Genomic DNA, 16283 nt, shown 5'->3' with positions numbered 1-16283 from the left:
CGTGACGGAGAACATCCTGGCCCTCGATTTCGACGGCGTGATTTGTGACAGCGCCCGGGAATGCCTCTTCACCTCCTATTCGTGCTACGGACCGGTGGCGGGATTTCCTCCTGCCTCGAACCTGGAGGAGATCTCCCCGAGCGTGCGGGGACCCTTCTTCCGCATGCGCCCCTTCGTCCGTGACGGAAAGGACTACATCGTCATCCTGAATCTCATCCTGGGTCAGGACTCGGTCTCCCGCCAACAGGATTTCGACCGCCGTGCCCGGGAACTGCTGCCGGATCTGTGCGCCTCCATGGGAGTCTCCGATCCCCGGGCCCTGGAGGAGGTGTTTCAGGAGCACCGGAGAACGCTGCGCCAAAGGGACGAGGCGGCATGGATGGAGATGAATCCCCTCTACGCCGGGGTGGAGGAAGGGCTCAGATCGTGCCGGAGACACTTCGGCCGGATCTATGTCACCACCTCCAAGCCCAGCGATGCGGCCGCCAAGATCCTCCAGTATCAGAAGATCGATCTCGCCACCGACCACGTCTACGGATATGACCGGGTCCGCCGCGCCCGGGGCAAGAACGGGCACCTGGCCCATCTGCATGAGCTGACGGGCGCGCCCTACTCCCGCATCCACTTCGTCGACGACCAGGTTTCCCACCTGCAATCGGCATCGGAGCTGGGCGTCGGCTGCTACCACGCCACCTGGGGCTACACGACCCCGGAACAGGTCAAGGACGGGATCTCCGCCTCGGTGACTCCCCTGCAGGAAGAATCGGCGGCCGCCTGGATGCGGCGATTGCTGAGCTGACTTCCGGCGATCAGGAGTTCTCGCGCTGCTTCGGCTCGGCCTGCCCGGCCGGTCCGGAGGAATAATCCGCATTGCTCCGAGTCGGACGCCGGAGCACGCCTCGGTTCAGCGCTTCCAGGCATTGGCCCGATCCCGGAGCCGGGTTGGAGACACACCGGACTCTGCGGTCGCCAATGATGGCGACTTCAGTTGAAATCGCACAGATTTGTCACAATATAGACCCAATTTGTCATTCCCATATCATCTTTTACCAAAACAGCTCAAATTTATTTCGTTACGCTGTACGGTAAGTGTTATATATCGCAGTGGGTCGCTCACCGAAGATCCCTCGATCCCAATTCAGTAAACAGCAAAAGAAGCTCCGTCCTCTCTTTTTCTCACAAACGTCGTTCGGGCAAACCGGACGAGACCGAGGGGGGAGGGCCACCCCGGGGATACGACGATGGCCGGAAGAAATTCGCTGGACATCCGATCTCCTGGATTGACGCCCCGAGAGTTGCCGGCCCATGCCAAAGAGAGCCTGCCGGAGGTCCGGCGGCCGGAGTCGACATCGACAGCCCGCACCGATTGTCCTGCTCGCCCTGTTCGTCTTGTGGGGACCGACTGAAGCGTGGTCGCAATCCACCGGTATTTGCGACCGGACCCCACAGGTTCGAGACGAGATTCTATCGCGGCTCTCACCAGGCACGGCCTGCGGCGACGTAACTGCCCAGCAACTGGCAGGAATCAACCAACTGACCCTTTCGGACAGTGAGATCGATGCGTTTCAAACCGACGACTTTTCGGGTCTCACGAGCATGCAGTTCCTGAATATCACAGGCACCAGTATTACCACGCTGCCGTCGGGCGTGTTCGAAGACCTTGGCCAGTTGGAAACCCTGACCATCAACCGAAATTCTCTCCTGACTACGGTGCCGTCGGGCGTGTTCAACGATCTCCCGAGTCTCCTGCGTCTTTACATCCATACCAACGCGCTGGCAACGGTGCCGCCGGACCTGTTCAGCGGCCTGCCCAACCTGGAAATTCTGGAAATGGGAGATAATCTTCTGACAGAAGTTCCGGCCGGCCTGTTCAGGGGTCTCTCCTCGCTTAAGCAGCTCATTATGCCCAACAACCTGTTGACGACCTTGCCGGATGGCATCTTCGTCGGCCTCACCAGCCTGCAGTTGTTGTACATTTACGGCAACCAGCCCGACGATCCCGATTCGCTCTTCCCATTCCTGTTCACCTTCCCGCAAGAGGGAAGCGCGACTGAGGAACAGGCCACGGTGCGCGTCCGCCTGGTGTTGGGCGTTCCCCTGCCAATGTTGCAGTTGTCCTTGTCGGCAGAAGGAGGCACCGTGTCGCCCGCAGTGGTGTCTATCGCGCAGGGCGAGACCGAGAGTGCGCCGGTCACCGTGACTCGTACCGGGGACGGACCCGTCACTCTCAGACTTTCTGGCCTGAGCGCGGACTTGAGCTGCACCATTGTCTCCGTCTGCTGGAGCGGGTTCCGCTTCACCTACAGGCCACTCACTTTGTGGGAGGGTCCGGCGGGGACCCCGATCGACGACAGCGACGACGTCCCGGGTTCCCAACTGCTGTTCATCACCGACACGGGGATCAGCGCCCGAGACCAGGCGGGGACCGGCATCCCGGCCTCTCGGAGTGTCTCGGACCTGTTGGGGACGACGGAGGCCGCGCAGAAGAATTTCATCTCCGTCGCCAACACCAGCGAGGACCGGGCAGTGACGGTGCTGTTTCAATATCACAACGACGAGATGAAACGTGTTCTCTGGTACCTGCGGGTCCTGCGGGCCGGTGCCGCGGTCCTGGTCGATCCCTTCGATCACGAGATTCCAGGCACTGCTGACGGAGAGGGCGCCGGGGGGAGGGTGAACGTCAAGGACATCCTCTTCGACACGATCCCGGCTCTGAGCTCCGAAGAGGATGCCGGCTTCAATTCCGGGCGATTCGTGATTGCCGTCACGGCGGTGGGTGCAAACACGGTCGACGATCCCGACACCAGCGGCAACGAAAGCAACACGGCTGACACGGCGAACATCCTCTTCCCCACATTCCTGGCCAAGGACCTGCACGGGGTGGACAACATCGACAATTGCGGAGAGATCAGGACCGCCGTCGGCGCCACCGCGGAAGACAACAACCTCGAATACACCGGGCATGGCATTGACGGAGCCAATGATTGCTCCCAAGCGAGCGACGCTGCCGGTGCCGACGATACCTCCAGGAACGTCGGCGACTTGAGCATCCACAACTACCAGCCCCTGGCTTTCAACTGGTTGACCGGCCACCACACGGCGGCCCAGCTCCTTCCGGACCTGGGCGAGGGGATCGCCTGGGGCGTGAACGCCTTGACGCGACCGGCCATTGCGATCTCCGGAGCGGCGGGTGCGGTTCACATCGGAATCGACGTCCCTTATACCGTCCTGGACGGCGCGAACGGGGGTCGTTTGGCCCCCAAGGTGCATGGGGGCGCCGAGGAGGAGAACGCCGCGACCGACGACGACAACCGAGCCGACGACAGCGGCGCCGGGGCTCCCGTGGCCCAGGATCCGACGGCCTCGGAGAACAACCGGGTCGTCAACGGCGGGGCGCTGGTATGGCCGGCCCTGTACCGGACCGCCCACCAGGAGCAGCGGGTCCGGTTCCTGTCCGTGGCAGATGACTACGGCGACCCTGGCGAGTACCAACTCCTTGCCGCCAGGACTCTGTACAGGATCGCGCTCCACGACGCCATGGGAAATGTATTGTCGTTCCCCGAGACGGATCTCCCGGTGTTCGGTGGACTGCCCCTTCCCGAGCCTCCGCCGAGCCTCCATGTCCTGGTGGATGGGATCGGAGTCCTGCCCAATGCTTCTCCGGAGGATTGCATCGGGAATGCCCGGGTCGAAGGTTGGAGCTTGGCCGACCTGACGGACATCGTCCCATCGTCGGCCGCCGGCGGGAAGGACTTTGCGGGTCTGGACGCCCCGGTCGATCCGGAGACAAACGCTTCACCGGGGTGGGTGAGGTTTCACCGCACCCAGGTCACATGCACCAGGGACTATGGAGACGGAGACCCTTCCGACAGCTCGATTGAGATTCCCGACGGCGTTCCGACCCAGGACAAGAGGTCGTTCATCGGCGGCACCGTGGTGGTGGAGAAGGAGACGGCGAACCGCACCTTCGTCACGGCGGGGCAAGTCGTCGTGAGATTCCTGACCCCGCACTCGGCCTTCGGGGCCTCATGGTGGCTGGGCGAAGATTAGCCCGCCGCTCTTCGGCCTGCGAGGGTGTCTTGTCCAGAACGGCCCGTTCCCGCCTTGACGCGCCTCCATATCAGGGGGGTCATCGCCGTCGCGGCCGCCGCCGCCTATTCTGAGGAGTGTTCCGCTGATGTCCGGCGCGCCGGCCGGACCGCAGGCGTCTTCTCGGCGGTTTGATCCCGGAGCGACCTCAGTTCCCGGACCAGTGCCTGCTGCACCCGGGTCTGCTCCTGGATTGCCCGGGCCACCGCGTCCAAACGGGGCTTGATCCCGAAAATCGCGAAAGGAACCAGGCACCAGATCAGACCCAGCACGACACACAGACCCAGAATCAGAACGAACGAGCTTCCCAGGATGAAACCCAGGACGTCCATGATCGACTCGGCATTCATCGCAGGCACTCCCGAGAACGGCGGACCGAGAGATTCGATGGAACCGGAAGTGATTTAACCGGCCGGCTCCAGAACATGGGCGAATTCCTCCCGCCGGACCTGATCGCCGAACAGGACCGGGGCGCATCCTTCCAGGTCGTAGAGGAACATGGCTCGCGTGGCCTGATCCGGATCGATATCCCGAACCAGAAGCGCCTCTTCTCCCAGCCCGGTTTCTCCCACCACCTGCCCGTCCGGGGCCACGACCAGGCTGGTGCTGTTCTGATGCTCCTCGTAGCAGCAGTTGCAGGAAGCGACCCAGACCGTGTTCTCGGCCGCTCTAGCGACGATCAAGGAACGGTGAATCGGGATTTTCCAAGCGGCCGGACGCGTGGTGTTGTTCTGAGGATGAAAGACCAGTTGGACTCCCTGGGAGACACACTCGCGCGTGGCCTCGGGAAACCGGAATCCCTCAAAGCAGATGACGACCCCCACCCGGACTCCCCACAGCTCATAGGTCTCGAAGCGGGTCCCGGGGATATAGGCGGTGGCGTCCAGGGGAGTCAGCCGGACCTTGTGGTGGGCCCCCAAAATCTGGCCTTTCTCGGAAACGACCAGCGCCGAGTTGTAGGGTTTCCCCAGCACCGGATCCTCCGGGTTGGGGATTTCGGTCCCCAGGATGCAGGCCATTCCCAATTCTCCGCAGCGCTCGGCCACCTGCCGATGGAGCCGGGAAAGATGGTCCGCCGGCACCGGCCGCTGCGGGGGCGGCGGCGTCACGTCGACGCGGTAGCCGACGGTGTGAGTCTCGGGAAAGCAAAGGATCTGCACGCCCCGGGCCGAGGCCTCCTCCATGAACCGGAAGACGGTCCGGGCGTTGATCTGAAGGTCGTCCACCTGTCTGGCCTGAGCCAGCCCAATCCGGATTGAAGCCATTGGCGTTTCCCCCCTTTTTCCTCGAATCCTACCACTTCTCTCCTCTTTGCTCTCCGAACGGTTTATTCTGAAAACCGGAGGGACAACATGAACAGGATCGATCTGACAGGAAAGAACGCGGTCGTTACCGGAGGGGCCCGTGGCATCGGCTATGCCATTACCCGGCGCCTCCTGGATTCGGGAGCAGCCTGCTGCATTTGGGACATCAATGAGGAAACCGCGGCGGCGGCGGCGGATCGACTCGGGGAAACGGGAGCCTGCAGCTTCCGGACGGTCGATCTGACCCGGGCGGATCAGGTCGATGCCGTTGCCGAGAGCACCCGCAACGCTTTGGGGTCCATCGACATTCTGGTGAACAACGCCGGCGTCGCCGGCGCCACCAAGCCCCTCTGGGAGTATGATCCGGAGGAGTGGCATTGGGTCGTCGAGGTCGACCTGTTCGGCGTCTATCACTGCTGCCGTTCGGTGGTCCCCATGATGCTGGACCGGGGCTGGGGGCGAATCGTGAGCATCGCCTCCATCGCCGGGAAGGAGGGGAACCCCAACGCCTCCCACTACAGCTCCGCCAAGGCGGGTGTCATCGGCCTGACCAAGGCCCTGGGCAAGGAACTGGCCACCAGCGGAATCCTGGTGAACTGCGTGACCCCGGCCGTGATCGAGACCGATATGCTGAAACAGTTGACCCAGCAGCACATCGACTACATGCGCTCCAAGATCCCGATGGACCGCTTCGGAAAGACCGAAGAGGTGGCGGCGCTGGTGGCCTGGCTTTCGTCGCCGGACTGTTCGTTCAGCACCGGCGGCGTGTTCGATATCTCGGGCGGGCGGGCCACCTACTAGCCAAGACCGGGAAGGATCCGGCGAGGGGTCCGTAGCGGCGGGAAATGCGAAGGGCCCCGGCCTGGGGTCAGGCGCGGGGCCCAGAAAGGAATGGTTTCGGTGGCGTTGGGTCCCCTTCCCTCAGGAAACCCTCCTTGACACCACTTGACAAGAGTGGCTTCCGTTAGAAGGACGCCACCTCCGCCATACCATGTTTATCTATATCCACTGAATCACCTCCTTTCCGGGCAATACCCTCACTTAGCAAGACCCCTCCTGCTCGGCTCCGTGGGCCGCCCAAGTCCCTGGAACCGCCACCACTCCGATGCCGGAGCCTGTGGAACTCAGCAATATTCGACCAAAGGCCGGCCGCTTGTCAAATACCGGCCCGCAAACCCATCAATGCTGACTCCGACCCGCCCCGGGAGGATGTCCCGGGCCACCTGGACCATACGGTCCCGGTAGGCGAGACCGATGGATTCCTTGTCGACCTGAATCATCGCTCGAGGCAACGCCGTCCTCAGCGTCCGTGACCCGTCGGGAGATCCGTCTCCCTCGACGAAATGGTCGATCACGACCCGGTCCGCGGCGTCGCCGATTCGGCGAAAGAATCGCTCCGGATCCCGGATGGGCAGCAGCGGAGAAACGGTGATCACGGTGAAAAGGCCGAGTCGCCGGAGCCGGCAAGCAGCCTCGAAGCGGCGATCGACGGAGCTGGCGTGGCCGGGCAGGCCGGGGACGGCGTCGAGGTCGGTCTCGATGGAAATATGGATCCGAAGCCGGCAGCGCCGTGAGAGTTCCAGGTAAAGGTCGGAGTAACCGGTCACCCGGTGGGAGTGGGTCTGAAGCACCAACAGGTCGGGCGGCCGCTCCAACATGGCCTCCAGGACGCTGCCGGTGACACGGTACCGGGATTCCTGGGGCAGAAATGGCTCGGTGGAACTGGACAGGAAGACTCCGAAACGCTCTCTGCAGCGGCGGGCCCAGTTCCTTTCCCGCCGCCAGTGCCGCCGGTAGGAAGCGGCAGCGTTCTCCCGGATCTCCAGGAAACTCCCCCAGGAGCGTCCCCGGGTCAGAAAGAAATTGTGCCGGACGTAGCAACCGGCGCCGCAAAGTGAGTTGCCGAAACTGCAGCCCCGATAGGGCTGGAGCGAGTGGGAAGTGACGGTCTTCAGGTAGCCGCTGGTCCGGGTGAGGACGTTTCCCACCTCCCGCAGGGTGACATCCATCCTTCCCACTCTACGGGCTTCGAGGCGCGGGCTCCAGCGGGCGCGGTTGGAAGCTTCAGTTGATCGTGCTCTGACCCGGCACCGGCAGATCGTCGGGGAGGACGTTGCGGTTCACGGCCTGGTCCAGATCGATGACGTAGGTGTGGGGAGACTCCAGCAGAATCGGCGAATGGGTCGCCGTGACGATGCGCATGTTCTTCTGATCCACCAGTTCCATGAGCATCTTGAGCACGCGGCGCTGGTTCGACTGGGACAGGGCCATCTCCGGCTCGTCCAGCAGGAGCACCGTCCCTTCGGGGAGCTTGGGAAACGACTCCTGGAAGAGCGAGAGCATGATCTGGCCGTGACTCGCGACATGGAGGAACTCCAGCATCTGCGGCTCGTCCTTGAAGAGGTGCAACTGATTGCGGGGGTTGTGCTGCTCGGCGTCGAAGAGGCGAACCTCCCCGATCTCCACGTCCCGGGTTTCGAGACGATACGAATAGTGCTGCAGTCGTTCACCCCTGAGCGCATGGTAGATGGAATGAAGCAGCGTCGACTTCCCCGATCCGTTCTCTCCGCTCAGCATGATGAGGGGATGACGCAGATCGACGATCATGGGCATGTGGAAGTTCAGGTTCATGAATATGGGATGAGTGAGGATTTTCAGGTACATGGTTTGCTCGACTCGTGGGTGACGATTCCGGCGGTGGACCCCGCCCCCAGAACAGACCGGGGGCCCCATGTTAGGAAGCGCGCCGGGAACCGTCAAGGAACGATGGTCCACACAACCAGCCTTCCGAGGCAGACCCGAAAAACTCCTGAATCGAAGGTTGCTGCCATCCGTAACGCAGGAAGGGATCAATTTCCCAGCAAGAGAGACAAGCGGTCTCTGTTTTCAGCCCTGAAGGGATTCAGGAACTCGACTCCACCCAGGCGCCGGCCATCTTGCAGATCTTCGGTCAAAATCGACGAGCAGCGAGCACTCCGCGCGGCGGCCCAGAGCATCGCGTCCCAGAATGACAGCCCGTGTTCCTCCGCTGCTTCCATGGCATCGACCAATGCCACGTCGTCCGCTGAGGCGATATCGAATAGTCCGAGCCAATCTCGCACGAAAGCGCCCGCGTCGGCCGGACTGAGCAACCCTTTGCGGGTGGTCGCCCGAAAGAATTCCGCCAGCGACTGGATCGTCAGCACGCAGTCGCACTTCGCCGCGTGACCCACCAAATCGACGGCTTCATGGTGCCGGAGTCCGCTATCGCGATCGACCGCGTACACCAGGATGTTGGTGTCCAGCGAGAAGCGTCTCGGGACAGGCCTAACCCGCAATTCTACGCCTGCTGGTGCGTTTTGTGTCCCGGATACTTCGGCAGACGATGGACAGGTGCGGGAGAATGAGATTCATCTCGGAAACTCTTTCCTGAAGCGGGGGGCCATTCCGGTCAACGTTCATGGATCTCGTCACGCTCGATCCTCAGACCTCCGAGCGAGGCCCCCTTCCTCAGGCGGGTCATCATCTGCCGGTAGGCCGCATTCCAGTTGGGGTCGGTGGTCTTGTCAGCCTGGTGGGGCACAAGCTCCGCAATCGGATGGCCTCTCCGGGTAATCAGGAATTCCTGACCGTTTTCAACCTCCTGCACCAGCTTCGAGAACTTCTGGTTGGCAACCCTCAAGGGAATGGTCCGCATTGGGTTCTCCCTCTGTGACGCTCTATGTAGTATATACTACAAATTGACCCGCCTGTCACCTTGCCACGGTACGTTGGAGGAGCGTATTCTGAGGGATCAAACCCGAATGGCCGGCGGGCGAGCGGCCGATCGCGATCAGGAGCCGGGCCCCGCTGACGAGCCGGCGTGATGGAAACATTCTGAACCGCGAAAGCAGGAGTTGGCCATGACCGAAGCGGCAAACGGTTTCATGCGGCAGTTCGAGGAGCAGGGCTACGTGGTGCTGGAGGGAATCCTGGACCCGGAGTTCGACCTCCAACCCATCCTGGACCACTACGAGCGGCTCGTGGATTCCCTCGCCCGCCGGCTCGCGGACAAGGGCGTCCTTTCCAGTACGTACGAGGACCTCTCATTCGGGCCACGCCTGGCGGCCGTCGTCAGCGAGACCGGTGGCTCCTTCTTCCAGGAGATGGAGATCTCGCTTCCCCAGAGCGGGATTTACCCCGACACTCCAATTCATCATCCGCCGGAGGTGTTCCGTCTCCTCAGACACCCGGGACTGCTGGATGCGGTCGAACGTTTCATCGGCCCCGAGATCTATTCGAACCCCGTGCAGCACATTCGGATCAAGCCGCCCCAGCGCCTGCTGTCCGAAGACGTGCTGCTGAACGCGCTGGTCGCGCGCACTTCCTGGCATCAGGACCAGGGTGTCGTGATCCCGGACGCCGACTCCACCAAGATGCTGACGGTCTGGGTTCCGATCACGGACGCCACCCGGGAGAATGGTTGCCTGATGGTGGTGCCGGGCAGTCACAAACGGGGATTGACTTTGCATTGTACGTCCCCGGGCAAGTTCCAGATTCCCGACCGGCTCGTCTCCCCCGGGGCCCGCCCCCTGCCGATGAAGGCCGGAGACGTGCTCTTCATGCACAAGCTGACCATGCACAGCTCTCTCGCCAACCGGAGCGATCAACTGCGTTGCAGCTTCGATCTTCGATACAACCCCATCGGAGAGCACACCGGGCGGCCCTGGTTTCCGGGATTCGTGGCGCGGAGCCGTTCCAATCCCGAGTCGGAACTCAGGGACCCGGAAATCTGGGCGGAGAGCTGGCGTCAAGCCAGGGACCATCTGGCCCAGGTTGAAAACCCCAGCTTTCAACGCTGGGTCGAAGGCGATCCTCGCTGCGCCTGAGTCGCCCGGCTTCCCAATTTCCCGAGGTGTGGAGGATCCGGGAGCACGGTGACCGCGGCCCCGGTGAGAAATCCGCGCCTAAAATATGTACTTCACGCCCAGCATAATCCGCCTGGGCCAGGTCACGTCCCGCTGAACCAACCCGAAGCTGCCGCTGGTGGGGTTCGTCACCACCGGACCGAAGCTGGCGTGATTGAAGGCGTTCAGGAACTGGGCCTGAAAGCGGAGCCGGTGGCCCTCGGTGATGAAGGTGTCCTTGATGACGCTGATGTCCCAGAAGTCGACCGGAGCGGAACGCAGATTGCTGAAGCGGAAGGGGAAGGTCCGCTTGTGGGTCCCCTCGGGAGCCCTGGCGGAACTCCTCTCGAATCCGGCGTTGGTGTTGAACCATTTCTCCACGGTTCCGCCCGACAGAGGCAGCTTCTTGGGGTCGAAGCCCGAGGTGGTGAACACGTTCCCGAAACTGAGGGGGAAACCGCTCTGGAGCTGCCAGACCCCGGAGACCTGCCAACCGCCCAGCCTGTGGCCGCGCCCGAAGGGCACCTGCCAGATCCCGGTGAGCTTGAAGTTGTGGGTCCGGTCGGCGGTCGCCACGACTTCGTAGGGAACCGGATCGCTGGGGTTGAGGTACTGCCGGGCCTCCATGAACTTGGACCAACTGTAGCCGAGCATGTAGCTGATGCCTCGGCTCAGACGCCTTTCCAGCCGCGTCTCCAACGCGTGATACCAGGCGTAGTTCTGATTGGTCATGCTCAGGGTCACGTTCCGGAAATGAGGGTACGGCTTGAGCAGATCGCTGCGGCTGATGTTGGCGGTGTTCAATCCCGTCCCCGGGAGGAGTCCGGCGAAGGGGTTGGCAAAAGAAGCGCCCAGCAAGGCGATGTTCGCTTCGTTGCGGTGGCTGAGGGTACTCAGATAGCGGCCCGGAAGGACGTTCAGGTTCCGGGATCCGAATCCACCCGTCGCCCGGGTTCCCACGTACCCCACTTCCAGCAGCGTGTCCGCCGGCAGCATGTGCTGGACGGTCAGTGACCAGCGCTGGTTGTAGGGGATCTTGACCGTGTTCTGGTCGAAGAAGCTCACGCTCTGACCCAGGTTCGTGGCCAGACCCATGCTGTTTCCGATGGGCTCCTTGAGTCCGGTGGGGAAAGGGTCTTCGAAGGTGGCAATGTAGGTGACGCCATTATCGAAGCTGGGAACCAGGTCGGTCGACTGACTGAAACCCGTGAGAATGGGCCGGAACCGGTTTCCGAAGATGCCCACCGGCTCATGAAACATCCCGTAGCCCCCGCGCAACACCGTGTCGTCGCCGAAGCGGTAGGCGAAACCGATGCGGGGAGCGAAGAGGTTGGAGGGCACGTCCCATAGTTCTCGTCGGATTCCGCCGACGCCGGCATAGGTGATCCCTCCTTTGACCTGAAAATCGCCGGGAGAGATCTCCGGAATGGGATTGGCCATATACGCCGCCGTCGCCGCGGCCGCGATGGGGCTGTCGGCTCCGAAGTCGAAGGTGCTCACGCTCCGGTCGAAACGCTCGGTGACCGGAGCGAAGTACTCCCAGCGAAGCCCGATGTTGACGGTCAGTTCGGGAGTCACTCGCCAGTTGTCCTGAATAAAGACGCCGTAGTAGTTGGTGTGGGCCGCGAAGTTGGCGTTCCGGTTGATGAATCCGCTGGAGGGTTGCCCCAGCAGGAAGGCGGCGAAACCCTGACCCTGCGCGCAGGGCGAGGTGTTCAGCGGCCCGTTGGTGAAATCGCAGCCGAAGCGGAAGACCGGATTGGCCCAGGTAAAGCTGGCCTGGTTGGTCAGGCTGCTGCGGAACTCCATACCCAACTTGACGTTGTGATTGCCCCGGTTGAGGTCGGTGGAGGTCTCCGCGGTGTGCACCATGGTGCGGTAGAGAGCGTTGCGGGTCTCGTCGTGGATACCGCTGAAGCCCTGGATCTGGATGTGGGGCAGCGCCGTCTCGGCCGGGTCCAATTGACTCAGCATGTTCTCCGAGAAGGGGAGGGTGGCCAGGTCGAAGAACCCGTCCGGGTGGTTCGTCTTCTTCATGCTCTTGGCGTAAGCCGGATACCCTCCGCGGTTGAAGCTGTAGCGGAAATTGAGGATGGTCGTGGGACTCACGGTCCAGACGTCGTCCAAGCCGAAGTTCCACCGTTCGATCGCCTGCCAGAAGCCGGTGGCCAGGTTGCCGTAATAGTCCCGCCATTCACCCGACCAGTCTCCCAGGAGCGCGTAGTTCCCGAAGAGCCGGTTGCTGGGGCTGAAGGTGTGGTCCACCCGGGCGAAGTACTGGGTCCACCCGGTGGGGGAGGGAGTCACGGGCTGAAAGTTCCGGGTCCCGTCGGCTCCCCCGGTCACATTGGGCGCAGGCCAGAATTCCAGGAGTTTTTGAGAGATGGGGTGAATCTTGCTGGAGGGAATGATGTTGTTGGGAATGGGCTGCCTGGAAAAAAATCCGTCCCCCGTGGGTTGGATGGTGCCGGGGTCGTAAATCTGGTATTCGGGGCCGGCGGCCAGCAGCGCCGAAAGGTCTCCCTGCAACATGGCGGGGGTGGGCACGGTGCGGGTCCCGTAGAACTCGGTCGTCTCCTGGAAGGTGCTCTCGAAGGTGAAGGCAAAGAAGGTCTTGTCCTTGAAGACGGGCCCGTTGACCCCGCCGCCGTAACGCCGGTAGAAGGAGGGCACCTTGTCGGCGCCGGCGCGGTTGTCGAAGAAGGCGGCGGCGTTCCAGTCGCTGTCGCGCCAGAATCCGTAGACCGACCCGTGCCACTGGTTGCTGCCCGACTTCATGGTGACGTCCATGGTGGTTCCCGAGTGGTGCCCCTTGGTGGCGTCGTAGTCGTGGGAGATCTTCATCTCCTGGACCGCCTCCGTAGAGGGCTGGACCTGGGCCTGCTGGCTGCCGCCGACGGCGTTCCCCACGTTGTTGATGCCGTTGAGGGTGAAACCGATGGCGTTTCCGCGCGTGCCGTGGAAATAGAAGCCGGTGGCGATGGACCACCCCGGCTCGTCCCACTTCCAGCCGCCGCCCGGAGGACTCGACGCGCCGGGCGCCAGGATCAGCAGGTGGCTCGGATTTCCTTGGGCCAACGGCAGGGTCTCGATCCGCTCGTTGTCGATGAGGTTGCTCAGCGTGGCGTTGCTGCTCTGAAGCAACGGCGCCTGGGCCTGGACCGTCACCTCTTCCGTGACCTCGCCCACCTCCAGCGTGAAGTCCAGGAGCAGAGCATCGCCCGTCCTCAATTGGACCGTCTGCTTGATGGTCTTGAACCCGGGGAGAGACACGGTCAATTCGTATTCGCCCGGCTCCACGTAGTTGACCCGGTAGGTGCCGGTGTCGTTGCTGACGGTGGAAAGATCCACTCCGGTGGCGACGTTGGTCGCCGTCACCGCCACGCCCGGGATGACGCCGCCGGTGTCGTCCACCACGCGGCCGCCGATGGAGCCGCGGGTTCTCTGGGCCCAGACGGGACTCCAGGCCAACAGGACGACCAGCAGAAAAAGGACCAGGCCCTTCCGCTCGTTCATGATTCCCCCTCTCTAAAGGACTGTCAGGCAAGAAGTTATGGGGTAATTTACCACCATTGATAGCAGCTCTCGGGAAAGGAGTCAAATCACGGGGCCCGACGCGTCTCCCCGTTCCGGTCCGATGGTTGGCGCCACGTTGTAGAGTAGGTGAGATGCGGACAAGCCTGGGTTTGCGGGTTCTGGGAACGCTTCTGCTGGCCGTCGCCGGCTTCAAATCACTGGACTGGGCCTTTGTCGAGCTCAACGCCCGCAAGGTCGTCCTTCCCCAGTTCGACGTCCGGTTGATTCCGACCCACGATCCGCGGGTCACGAAACGGCTGGCCAGTATCCTGAGATATGAGCGGCCGCCGCAAATCATCTTTACGGGAGACTCCCGGACCAAGTGCGGATTCGACCCGGAAGTGATCGGCCGCACCCTGGGAGTCCCGCCCGAGACCTTCTTCAACTTCGGGACCGGCTCCCAGACGGTCCGCTTCACGAGGCAGGTGTTCCTGCCCGAGTTACTCCTGGGGAACGGCATCCGGACCGGGACGCTGGTGTTCGGCGTCAGTCCCGACTGGCTCCTGACCACGGACAAGTCCACACGATTGACCCGCCTCTACCGGGATTCGCTGCACTACCGGATGAAACATTCCGAATCGGGTGCGGAAGATCCGATCGGAAGCGCGGTCTCCAATTTCCTGGCCCGTCATCTGGCCCTCTACCGCTACCGCTCCGACCTCATCCATCAGGAGGTGATCCCGGACCTGAAGTGCTGGTTTCTGGGAGACTGCTACGTCGCTCCCTACGTGGACGCCTCCATGACCTTCCGGGAGGCGGAACGGGTGGCCGGCCTGCAGACCCGGTACGGGTGGCACAGCGATCAGTGGGCTCTGCTGACCAGCGGCGAGTACCGGAGCGAGGGGCAACGGCCCCGCTTCACCGAAGAGAATGCCGTCGATCTGGAAAATCTTTCAGTGCTGATCGACGAGGTCAGAGACGCGCGCATCACTCCCGTCTTCCTGATCATGCCCCTGCACCCTTCGTTCCTCCGGGTCCACGAACCGGCGGCCTCCCGAAACCAGCGCCTGTTGGAATCTCTGGCCGGAGAGAAAGGGGTCGACGTCCTCTACCCTCGCCGGGACTACTCGGACCCCCGTCTCTTCACCGACGGTCACCACCTCTCCCCTGCCGGCGCCGCCTGGTTCAGCTCCGACATCGCCCCCCGGCTCCGGCCGTACCTGTCCGGCTGTTGAGTTTCGCTGCCGCAACACAAAATCATCCGACTCTTGGCGCCCTGCCGATTCGAGTCCGTAGACTCTGCTATCTTAAAGATTCGTCGCGGTTATCTTTACGGACCCTTGATGTGGGCGCCGGCGAAGGACGAGGGGAGAATCGTGATCAACCGCCGCAAGTCGACGTGTGCCTCTCGGCCGGGCGTGAGAACGGTCAGGAGAGGTTCGGCGAAATGAAGCTGGTCGTCACCGGGAGCAACGGCTTCATCGGCCAGAACACCTGCCGGAGGCTCATCGACCTGGGCCACCAGGTCATCGGCGTCGACGACCTCTCCGAGGGTTCGTCCAGGCGCCCGGTGAATGGCGTCCGGTATCACGTCCGATGCGTCACCGACACGGAGTGGCTCCGCCGCCTGTTTCGGGAAATCCGTCCCTCTGCAGTGATCCATCTGGCTGCCGTGCCACGGGTCTCCTATTCGGTCCAGGAGCCTCTGCGGAGTGCGACGCCCAATCTGACCGGGACCATCTCGGTGCTGAACGCCATGCTCAAAGCGGGTCTCGTGGGAGAGAGCCGGCTGGTCTTCGCCAGCAGCAGCTCGGTGTACGGCGGCGCCGACACCCTGCCCACTCCCGAGACGCATCCCTGCAACCCACAGTCGCCGTACGCTCTGACCAAGCTGCAGGGCGAACAATGGTGCCGGATGTTTCATCGCCTCTACGGCCTGGACGTGGTGAGCCTGCGCTACTTCAACGTCTTCGGACCCGGAGCCCGTTTCGGCGGCGCCTATTCCACCGTGTTGCCGGCGTGGCTCCATCACCTGTACGTGGATCCTTCGTACCAGCCGTATCTGGAAGGGGACGGCACGCAGACGCGGGACTTCTGCTTCGTCGACAACGTGGTGCAGGCCAATGTCGCCGCGGCGGTTCGCAACCATGGTTTTTCGGCTGAAGTCTTGAACATCGGGCAGGGACAGGCCCACTCCCTGATCCAACTCCAGCAGGCCCTGGAGCAGATCAGCGGCAGAAAGCTTCCGCTGGAACGCCGGCCTCCCCGCACCGCCGACGTGGCCCACACTCAAGCGGACATCTCCCAGGCCCGGGCCGAGCTGGACTTCAATCCCACCATCGACTTCCGTGACGAACTCTCCCGGACGGCGGCCTGGTACCGGGAACGCCGGCCCGCGCCCGCCCGGCCGGCCGGGCCCGCAGCCCAAGCCGGCGGCGCCGGCCCACACCGAAAAAGGTGAGACGTAAGTTAAAGATAGAAAGGTTGACCCCAAAACGGCCATAGCAAA

Annotated in this window: 13 protein-coding genes; 6 read left to right on the top strand and 7 right to left on the bottom strand. The window is 62.8% G+C overall.

All coding sequences use genetic code 11. The features are described from left to right. The first annotated feature begins 1 nt into the window (after position 1). Complete coding sequence (locus OXT71_10200; GenBank protein ID MDE2926757.1) at positions 2 to 799, top strand: hypothetical protein; 798 nt, start codon at positions 2 to 4, stop codon at positions 797 to 799. A 506-nt stretch (positions 800 to 1305) separates the two neighbouring features. Beyond that, on the top strand, positions 1306 to 4050 hold the full coding sequence (locus tag OXT71_10195) for a leucine-rich repeat domain-containing protein (GenBank protein MDE2926756.1): 2745 nt from the start codon (positions 1306 to 1308) through the stop codon (positions 4048 to 4050). Positions 4051 to 4154: 104 nt separating this feature from the next. On the opposite strand, the gene OXT71_10190 is transcribed toward OXT71_10195, so the two are convergent. Both OXT71_10190 and OXT71_10185 read right to left on the bottom strand, forming a co-directional pair. After that, positions 4155 to 4439: a hypothetical protein gene (locus OXT71_10190; protein ID MDE2926755.1), complete on the bottom strand. Its 285-nt coding sequence runs from the start codon at positions 4437 to 4439 to the stop codon at positions 4155 to 4157. Between the two features lie 54 nt (positions 4440 to 4493). After that, positions 4494 to 5354 carry a carbon-nitrogen hydrolase family protein gene (locus tag OXT71_10185; GenBank protein MDE2926754.1) on the bottom strand — a complete coding sequence of 287 codons (861 nt, stop codon included), beginning with the start codon at positions 5352 to 5354 and terminating at the stop codon, positions 4494 to 4496. Between the two features lie 87 nt (positions 5355 to 5441). Here OXT71_10185 and OXT71_10180 point away from each other — a divergent pair, with 87 nt between their 5' ends. Then, positions 5442 to 6194 (top strand): SDR family NAD(P)-dependent oxidoreductase, encoded by a 753-nt coding sequence (locus OXT71_10180; protein ID MDE2926753.1) that lies wholly within the window; start codon positions 5442 to 5444, stop codon positions 6192 to 6194. 323 nt (positions 6195 to 6517) lie between these two features. Here the strand turns inward: OXT71_10180 and OXT71_10175 are convergent, their stop codons facing one another. The 4 genes from OXT71_10175 to OXT71_10160 form a co-directional block, all read right to left on the bottom strand. Then, positions 6518 to 7402, bottom strand: a complete 885-nt coding sequence (locus tag OXT71_10175) for a hypothetical protein (GenBank protein ID MDE2926752.1) — start codon at positions 7400 to 7402, stop codon at positions 6518 to 6520. Between the two features lie 55 nt (positions 7403 to 7457). After that, the gene (locus OXT71_10170; protein ID MDE2926751.1) at positions 7458 to 8057 is read right to left on the bottom strand and encodes an AAA family ATPase; all 600 of its coding nucleotides are present in this window, start codon (positions 8055 to 8057) and stop codon (positions 7458 to 7460) included. Positions 8058 to 8242: 185 nt separating this feature from the next. After that, a complete protein-coding gene (locus OXT71_10165) occupies positions 8243 to 8710 on the bottom strand; it encodes a PIN domain-containing protein (GenBank protein ID MDE2926750.1) in 468 nt (155 codons plus the stop codon). Between the two features lie 113 nt (positions 8711 to 8823). Further along, positions 8824 to 9069, bottom strand: coding sequence for a type II toxin-antitoxin system prevent-host-death family antitoxin (locus OXT71_10160; protein MDE2926749.1), 246 nt, complete (start codon positions 9067 to 9069; stop codon positions 8824 to 8826). Between the two features lie 205 nt (positions 9070 to 9274). Here OXT71_10160 and OXT71_10155 point away from each other — a divergent pair, with 205 nt between their 5' ends. Further along, the gene (locus tag OXT71_10155; GenBank protein ID MDE2926748.1) at positions 9275 to 10240 is read left to right on the top strand and encodes a phytanoyl-CoA dioxygenase family protein; all 966 of its coding nucleotides are present in this window, start codon (positions 9275 to 9277) and stop codon (positions 10238 to 10240) included. A 78-nt stretch (positions 10241 to 10318) separates the two neighbouring features. Here the strand turns inward: OXT71_10155 and OXT71_10150 are convergent, their stop codons facing one another. Then, the gene (locus tag OXT71_10150; protein MDE2926747.1) at positions 10319 to 13774 is read right to left on the bottom strand and encodes a TonB-dependent receptor; all 3456 of its coding nucleotides are present in this window, start codon (positions 13772 to 13774) and stop codon (positions 10319 to 10321) included. Between the two features lie 152 nt (positions 13775 to 13926). Between OXT71_10150 and OXT71_10145 the strand changes: the two genes are divergently transcribed. Continuing rightward, a complete protein-coding gene (locus tag OXT71_10145; GenBank protein MDE2926746.1) occupies positions 13927 to 15009 on the top strand; it encodes a hypothetical protein in 1083 nt (360 codons plus the stop codon). A gap of 212 nt (positions 15010 to 15221) precedes the next feature. Next, positions 15222 to 16235, top strand: coding sequence for an NAD-dependent epimerase/dehydratase family protein (locus tag OXT71_10140; GenBank protein MDE2926745.1), 1014 nt, complete (start codon positions 15222 to 15224; stop codon positions 16233 to 16235). The last annotated feature ends 48 nt before the right edge of the window (positions 16236 to 16283 follow it).

The sequence above is a fragment of the Acidobacteriota bacterium genome, assembly GCA_028874215.1.
Lineage (GTDB): Bacteria > Acidobacteriota > UBA6911 > RPQK01 > JAJDTT01 > JAJDTT01.
The sequence above is the reverse complement of the archived record's forward strand: the minus strand, read 5'-3'. Positions and strand labels throughout refer to the sequence as shown.

Coding starts and splice junctions, on each gene's coding strand:
- OXT71_10195 (MDE2926756.1), top strand. CDS start 1,306: ATGCCAAAGAGAGCCTGCCGGAGGTCCGGCGGCCGGAGTCGACATCGA.
- OXT71_10190 (MDE2926755.1), bottom strand. CDS start 4,439: ATGAATGCCGAGTCGATCATGGACGTCCTGGGTTTCATCCTGGGAAGC.
- OXT71_10185 (MDE2926754.1), bottom strand. CDS start 5,354: ATGGCTTCAATCCGGATTGGGCTGGCTCAGGCCAGACAGGTGGACGAC.
- OXT71_10180 (MDE2926753.1), top strand. CDS start 5,442: ATGAACAGGATCGATCTGACAGGAAAGAACGCGGTCGTTACCGGAGGG.
- OXT71_10175 (MDE2926752.1), bottom strand. CDS start 7,402: ATGGATGTCACCCTGCGGGAGGTGGGAAACGTCCTCACCCGGACCAGC.
- OXT71_10170 (MDE2926751.1), bottom strand. CDS start 8,057: ATGTACCTGAAAATCCTCACTCATCCCATATTCATGAACCTGAACTTC.
- OXT71_10160 (MDE2926749.1), bottom strand. CDS start 9,069: ATGCGGACCATTCCCTTGAGGGTTGCCAACCAGAAGTTCTCGAAGCTG.
- OXT71_10155 (MDE2926748.1), top strand. CDS start 9,275: ATGACCGAAGCGGCAAACGGTTTCATGCGGCAGTTCGAGGAGCAGGGC.
- OXT71_10150 (MDE2926747.1), bottom strand. CDS start 13,774: ATGAACGAGCGGAAGGGCCTGGTCCTTTTTCTGCTGGTCGTCCTGTTG.
- OXT71_10145 (MDE2926746.1), top strand. CDS start 13,927: ATGCGGACAAGCCTGGGTTTGCGGGTTCTGGGAACGCTTCTGCTGGCC.
- OXT71_10140 (MDE2926745.1), top strand. CDS start 15,222: ATGAAGCTGGTCGTCACCGGGAGCAACGGCTTCATCGGCCAGAACACC.